4 protein-coding genes are annotated in these 6,483 nt (G+C 52.5%); 2 read left to right on the top strand and 2 right to left on the bottom strand.

The genetic code is table 11. The annotated features are described in order from the left end of the window. Positions 1 to 255: 255 nt before the first annotated feature. Together JRI89_16265 and JRI89_16260 are read left to right on the top strand one after the other, a co-directional pair. Positions 256 to 1,041 (top strand): hypothetical protein, encoded by a 786-nt coding sequence (locus tag JRI89_16265; GenBank protein ID MBW2072789.1) that lies wholly within the window; start codon positions 256 to 258, stop codon positions 1,039 to 1,041. A 134-nt stretch (positions 1,042 to 1,175) separates the two neighbouring features. Beyond that, complete coding sequence (locus JRI89_16260; protein ID MBW2072788.1) at positions 1,176 to 2,243, top strand: hypothetical protein; 1,068 nt, start codon at positions 1,176 to 1,178, stop codon at positions 2,241 to 2,243. Between the two features lie 336 nt (positions 2,244 to 2,579). Here JRI89_16260 and JRI89_16255 read toward each other — a convergent pair whose 3' ends face one another. Further along, positions 2,580 to 2,909, bottom strand: coding sequence for a hypothetical protein (locus tag JRI89_16255; protein MBW2072787.1), 330 nt, complete (start codon positions 2,907 to 2,909; stop codon positions 2,580 to 2,582). A 721-nt stretch (positions 2,910 to 3,630) separates the two neighbouring features. Further along, on the bottom strand, positions 3,631 to 5,187 hold the full coding sequence (locus JRI89_16250) for a right-handed parallel beta-helix repeat-containing protein (GenBank protein ID MBW2072786.1): 1,557 nt from the start codon (positions 5,185 to 5,187) through the stop codon (positions 3,631 to 3,633). Positions 5,188 to 6,483 lie beyond the last annotated feature (1,296 nt).

The following is a 6,483-nucleotide window of genomic DNA, read 5'->3' as shown; positions in this document are numbered from 1 at the left end:
CCTCGAAAGGCCCTCAGACCTTGCCTGCTGGCAGCAGCGGCTCGTCAGGAATGTGGTCCCGGGTCCGTCATTATCGAAACGTTGACACTCAAGGCAGCATTATGACAGTATAATCAACGATGATCTGACCTTGTCGGCCATTTTCGAAAGCAGTGCTCTGTTGACTTACGAATGGAGATTTTGATTTGCAGCATCTCATGAGGGAGATTCCTGGATATGAATGTAGGTAACATGATTGGGCCGAAGGAGGGAGCCATGAAAAACTACCTCTACGTTCCACTGGTCTTGGCAATATTTGCTGGCCTGACTATAGTGCCCCGAGGGTGGGCTGGGACAATTCCCACTGAAGAAAGAGAAGCGCTCATTGCTCTCTATGACAGCACTGATGGAGACAATTGGACCAGTAACTACGGCTGGAAAGAGCCGCCGCTGGCGCCAGACGGCTTTGCCCAACCAGGCAGCGAAAGTGGTTGGCACGGAGTGACCGTCAGTACCGATCCAGTCAGTCCCAGGGTGGTACAGATAAATTTATACTCCAACAATCTGAAGGGTACGTTGCCGGCTGAGCTAGGCAATCTGAGCGAGGTTTTTTACCTCAATCTGAACGACAACCAGCTGACGGGAAGCATTCCTGCTACCCTGAGCAATCTCACCGATCTTCAGTATTGTTATCTGCATAACAATCAACTGAGTGGCACAATCCCTGCTGCACTGGGGAATCTCAGCATTATCCGGAGGCTTTATCTCAATAATAACAAGCTATCAGGGAGGATACCACGGGAATTGGGAAACCTTTCGTCACTTCAGCAGCTCGATCTGCACTCTAACGGACTTATGGGCCGAATTCCGGCAGAACTGTCGAATCTGACAGGTCTGCAGGACGGAAGCGGCCTTGACTTGTGCGACAACCATCTGTTTACAAGGGATGACTCCCTGCGCAATTTTCTCAACACGAAGCAGGTTGGCGGCGATTGGGAGAGTTGTCAGACGCCGCCTTTCTCGCCTGCAACGCCCACGCTTATGTTGGAGTTGCTTCAGTAGGGGAGTGAGGGGTGCCCAGGGCCAGTGGGTAGATGCCAACTATGGCTGAAGTATTGCGAGTAATGGATTGCAGGTTACAACAAGAAGGGCATGTGGCAGCCATAAGTTTGTGTGGCGGCGGGAAGGAGAAAGTGATGAGGAACTACCTCTATGTTGCGCTGATGGTGGCAATACTCTCTGCTCTCGTTGGCGTATCCAGGGTATGGGCTGACATCCCAGCTGCGGAGCGTGCGGCCCTCATCGCCCTTTACAACAGCACCAATGGTGACAGTTGGACTGACAACAGCAACTGGAAAGCCCCGCCGCTGGCAGCAGACGGCTTTGCAGAACCAGGCAGCGAAAGTGGTTGGCACGGGGTGATGGTGGAAAGCATCGGCGGCAATGACACAGTTACACACATATCTTTGTCTGACAACAACCTGGAGGGCAGCCTGCCTGCTGAACTGGGAGATCTGGACAATCTTGTAGTTCTTGATTTGTACGATAACCAGCTTTCCGGCGGCATCCCTCTGTCTCTAGGCGGTTTCAGCAATCTTGAATACCTTAATCTGGGGCTCAACCAGCTAACTGGCAGCATTCCTGCTGAGCTGGGCAATCTGAGCAATCTTGAATACCTTTCTCTGGGGCTTAACCAGCTAACTGGCGGCATCCCAGCGGCGCTGGGCAATCTGAGCAAAGTTGATTATTTTTCTCTGAGCTCTAACCAGCTAACTGGCAGCATCCCCTCTGCACTGGAGGGGCTTGGCAAGGTCCGATCCCTTTATTTGTACAGCAACCATCTGGATGGCGTCATTCCAACATCCCTGGGCAAGCTGAACAATCTTCAACGGCTCGATCTTGCTTACAACCAGCTGGAAGGCAGTATTCCAACGGTGCTGGGCAATCTGAGCAATCTTGAATATCTTCTTCTGAACCACAACCGGCTGAGAGGACCCATACCAAGGGAGCTGGGTAAACTGACAGGACTGGAGCGGTTGGAGCTGCAATCAAACGAGCTTATGGGCCGCATTCCGGCAGAGCTGGCGAATCTCACCAACCTGGAGGAGGGCTACCTGGACCTGCGCTTTAACCATCTCTTTACAAGGGATGACTCCCTGCGCACCTTTCTTGACACGAAGCAATTCCTGAACGATTGGGAGAGCTATCAAACCCCGCCCTTCGCAATATCAACCCCGATGCTTATGCTGGAGATTCTAGACTAGGGAGGGGGCAGTCCATTGGAGTAAACCTGAGGCCAGTGGGTTCTGGGAGCCGCACAAGGCATGTTCTGAGCTGCAGGTTGAGGCCTAGAATTGCACATCTGTATGCCCAGGCGCAATCACCAGCTATTAACAGCCCCATACTTCAACTGGTCTGCCCTTGTTGACCAACCATCTGTCAATGCATTTTGGGCCAGGCTTTGCCCGGCCCAAAATGGTGATTCCAAGTATTCTTAGTTTTGGTCCAAAATAGCTTTCGAGTGCTTTTCAGCTAGCCAAAACTGTAGTGAAAGCTAAATCGCAACATCGGTGCCTTTATATATTATGGAGTTAGCTTGGTCACGGAGCCACAAGTCTGATCATCTGTATTTCACCGGGTGATTCCCAATCGATGCTTGCTGCTACCTGACAACCGCTGCTGATAGCTGCAATTGCGACAGCAAGAAAGCGATTCTGTACGGCATCCCCATTGGTGTCTGAAACATAGAATAGTTTAGCCGTCGACTTTCCGTTTGGTTTAAGTTTGATCTGTACGTCACCGGTACTGACATTATATCCTGCGTGTTCAACCGTGCAGGTATAAAACTTGTAAGCTGCATTCGCTTGTGCTGAAAAAAAGATAATAAGACTAAAGGCAGCAATTAGTCCAACGACAACCCTAGCTTTCATAAGGCACCTCCTCTTGGTAAGGATAACTTTTTTCCCTCAATACTTCAGCCAAAAATAGACTCAACTTATAATCTAGCATTAATAACAGAAACAAACTGCCATAAAATAATTACTTTTTCTTAAAAAATCACTCCCTTTCATCCGTTCTTCAAACACCTGCCGTGCATCAAAGCAGGACGGTAACCTTGGCTGAGAATACTGGCATTCCTTTGACGCGAAGAGAGGCTGAGCACGAAGAAAAGATATCTCATCATCATTAATACCCAAAGCCCAGGGCAACGGCGATTCTTGCTCAACACACTGTATGAAGGCAGCATTTATTCAACAACTACGTCACTTAAAGCACATAAATTTTCTCTTGTCAAGTAGCAATTACTGTCAAGGTACTCTGAAAATCGACTTTGGGATTACCATGCCATATTCTCCTGGCGAATTGCAAGTCCCTGAAATGCTTCAATCTGGGATGCAAAGAACTCCTTGTGGATGCATTATCTCACCTGTCTCTTGATTTTACAGCGCAGGATCAGCTGCTCACAGCCCGGCACCTGCAGTTATTGTTTACTGGCATAGTGGGCAACGCGATCTGAAATGCTCTGCAAAACTTGCGCCATTTTCTACAGGCAGCGGCAGATGGCAGCACTGCAACCCGTTGATCAGGCAATGGTGATATCAGTCTGCTAATAGTGGGGGCTTTTTCAACCGCCACGAGAGAGTCTGGCCTTCAGTTATCAAGCAGCAGCATATTTATTCCCGGAGTAAAGCCGGATGCCAGCTCGTAGGCGCCGATGTCGTAGCCCATCTTCATGGGACGGGGCCTGCCTTCCACGTCGATGGTGATGCCGGCGTCAGTGCCTGCATCAATGGCAGCCGAGCCAGCCCGGAGGCGATAGTCTAAGCCGGCGGCATTCCTGAAGAGGGGATTGCCGTCAACAGGATTGGTGCCCCTTTCGCCGTCAGCCGCATTGTCGTAAAAGAGGTTGTGGTCTGCGGCAATGCTGCTGGTGCCGTCTGCCACATAATTCCCTGAAACCGCACAGCCCGTGACAATGTTGTTGATCATGGTTATGGTGGCGTGGTCAATTGCATAAACGCCATACGAGGCCGCAGCCGCCACCAGGGTGTTGTGCTTGAGAACCGCTGACAGCGGCTGGGTCTCATGGCCCTCTGCATAGACCACATAAAGGCCGCTTCCGACCACCACATTGTTCACCAGTGTGACATTCTTGCCGTTAGGGGAGGCGAGCAGCCTTATCGCTTCGTCAACGTCATTGTCCCATATGTAGTTCCGCTCCACAGTGGAATAGCTGTGGCCCAGATACACCGCTGACCCCCTGGAGTTGCCTGCTATGGTGTTTTCCTGTATGGGCGCCGAACCTTGCCACTGATACAGGCCGCTGCCCTGAGAACTGCCTCCTTTGGAGGCGACATTGCCCTCGATAGTGTTGCCTTTCACCGGTAAATGACTGGAGGCGATACTTACACCGCCGCCCCAGCCGGCATCGGTTGTGGTGGTCCCCACGTTGTCGATAATTTTGTTGTCAAGAATGGCCGACGTTTGATCATAGCCATAAAAGTATATGCCGCCCCCTTGACCCAGGTTGGCCTTGCTGGCAATGTTTTCCGAGATGGTGTTGTCCGAGACCAGAGCGCCAGTGCACGCCCTCAGATAGATGCCGCCGCCATAGCCGGTGGTGGCAGTGGGATATCCTTGCGTCGTGTAGGTGGCCACGTTGGCTGTAATCAGGTTGTTTGTTATGGAGGGGCTGGCCTGGTAGGCAAATATGCCGCCTCCACAGCCATCTGGTTTGCCGCCAGAGCCCGAGCAGTCTGTTATTAATCCTGTGGCGTTTCCACGGGTGATGGTGAAGCCGTCGATGGTGGGAGAAGCGCCCTGGGCGATGTAGACGACCCGGCGAGCATCTTCACCGTCCAGCACGGTGACATGAAGCTTGGGATTTCTGGCGAGCGGACCTGAAGAGGCCCCGTCCCAGCCGCCATAGAGCAGAATATCCTGGCTCAGCTCCACCACATTGTCTCCTGTGCCGGTGTAGGTGCCGGCAGCCACGTAAATAGCATCTCCGGAGCTGGCCTTGCTGAGAGCTGTCTGCAGACTGCAGGGCTGCGGTTGGGTGCAGGCAGTGCCGCTGCCAGCGGTGGTAACGAACAGGTTCGCTGCGTAGCCCAGCCCGGCCGGCTGCAGGCTGAATAGAACAAGAATTGCTGCCAGGTACATGACCATCCTGAGTTTGCTCTCCATGTAATCCTGCCAAGCTTTCATAGATTTCCTCCTTTCCTGGTGCTTCCCCTGGGCAGCGCCAGCAGGGCAAACGAATTTGGCTTTACCTGCTCGGTTTTTGTTAGAATGGTTGGTAAATTCCGCATAAGGAGCTCGGTAGAAAGACCTTGAAAGGAATGCAGCAAGGAGATGCAGCAAGATAAAGTGCCAGCCAGTCTCCGCTGATTCTCTCAAACCTCCGATGTCTGAATAGAGGGCAGTTTGGACGACTGCCATTATATCCCGTGGCTGCCGGGTTTCGCAAGCCTTTGATGATTGACCGCTTGCCGTAGCCGAGTTCCCCGGGCGGAGGTGCTTGGCAGGTAGGCCTGCTCCGCAAAGAACATAGTCGCAAATTCCAGGTAGCCTCAGTTGACCTATAGGTAAGTTATGTTTTCACATCAACCTCGGCTCTTCTGGTAGCGGTTAATGAGTTGTCGGTTGCTCCGAATGTTCTTTGCTCCGCAAGCATTCCTGCCGGCCCACTAGGAGAGCTTTTCTCTTTGACCTTTGTTCTGGGTCAAGATTGGCCGAAAGCCGTGGACGAGAGCCGATAATCGTGCCGGCCCACTAGGAGAGCTTTTCTCTTTGACCTTTGTTCTGGGTCAAGATTGGCCGAAAGCCGTGGACGAGAGCCGATAATCGTGGGAGCGGCATCTTGCCGCGAAAGTGAACGGGTCACAGCAACGGAGAAAGAGGCGAACAACGTCTCCGCCAGCCGAAACGGGCATCGTAGCAGTAGCCGCAGCCGGGCTCCTTGGGCGGAAGTGCTTGGCAGGAAGGCCTGCTCCGCAAAGAACATAGTCGCGCAATTCAGGCAGCCTCAGTTGACCTATAGGCAAATCATGTTGTCATATCAACCTCGGCTCTTCTCGTAGCGGTTAATGAGTTGTCGGTGGCTCCGAATGTTCTTTGCTCCGCAGTCATTCCTGCCGTCACGGCACGAGGTTTTCTTCATGAGTCTTGCGGGCTAATTGGATTTGCCGGAAGACGTAGCCGAGAGCCGAAACGGGCCTCGTAACCGTAGCCGTAGCCGAGCTTCCCAAAATGAGTTGTGGGTGGCTCCGAATGTTCTTTGCTCCGCAGTCATTCCTGCCATCACACCACGACGTTTTTTCCATGAGGTTCTCCCTGCTAAGTGTATCAACCGAGAGCCGTGGCCGGCAGCCGAAACGGGCCTCGTGACCCTGGCCGTAAGCCGATCCTTATACCCGCCAGCCGCTTGACAGGTTCAGGTTAATTCCTTACATTGCGCCCAGCCGGCTATGGCACACGGTATGCTGCTGATGCGTTGAAGGA

This window comes from Deltaproteobacteria bacterium, from assembly GCA_019309045.1.
Taxonomy (GTDB): domain Bacteria; phylum Desulfobacterota; class Syntrophobacteria; order BM002; family BM002; genus JAFDGZ01.
This window is presented reverse-complemented; position numbering and strand designations above follow the sequence as displayed.

Excerpts from the sequence above, each read along its gene's own strand:
- JRI89_16265 (MBW2072789.1), top strand. The coding sequence starts at position 256 with ATGAAAAACTACCTCTACGTTCCACTGGTCTTGGCAATATTTGCTGGC.
- JRI89_16260 (MBW2072788.1), top strand. The coding sequence starts at position 1,176 with ATGAGGAACTACCTCTATGTTGCGCTGATGGTGGCAATACTCTCTGCT.
- JRI89_16255 (MBW2072787.1), bottom strand. The coding sequence starts at position 2,909 with ATGAAAGCTAGGGTTGTCGTTGGACTAATTGCTGCCTTTAGTCTTATT.
- JRI89_16250 (MBW2072786.1), bottom strand. The coding sequence starts at position 5,187 with ATGAAAGCTTGGCAGGATTACATGGAGAGCAAACTCAGGATGGTCATG.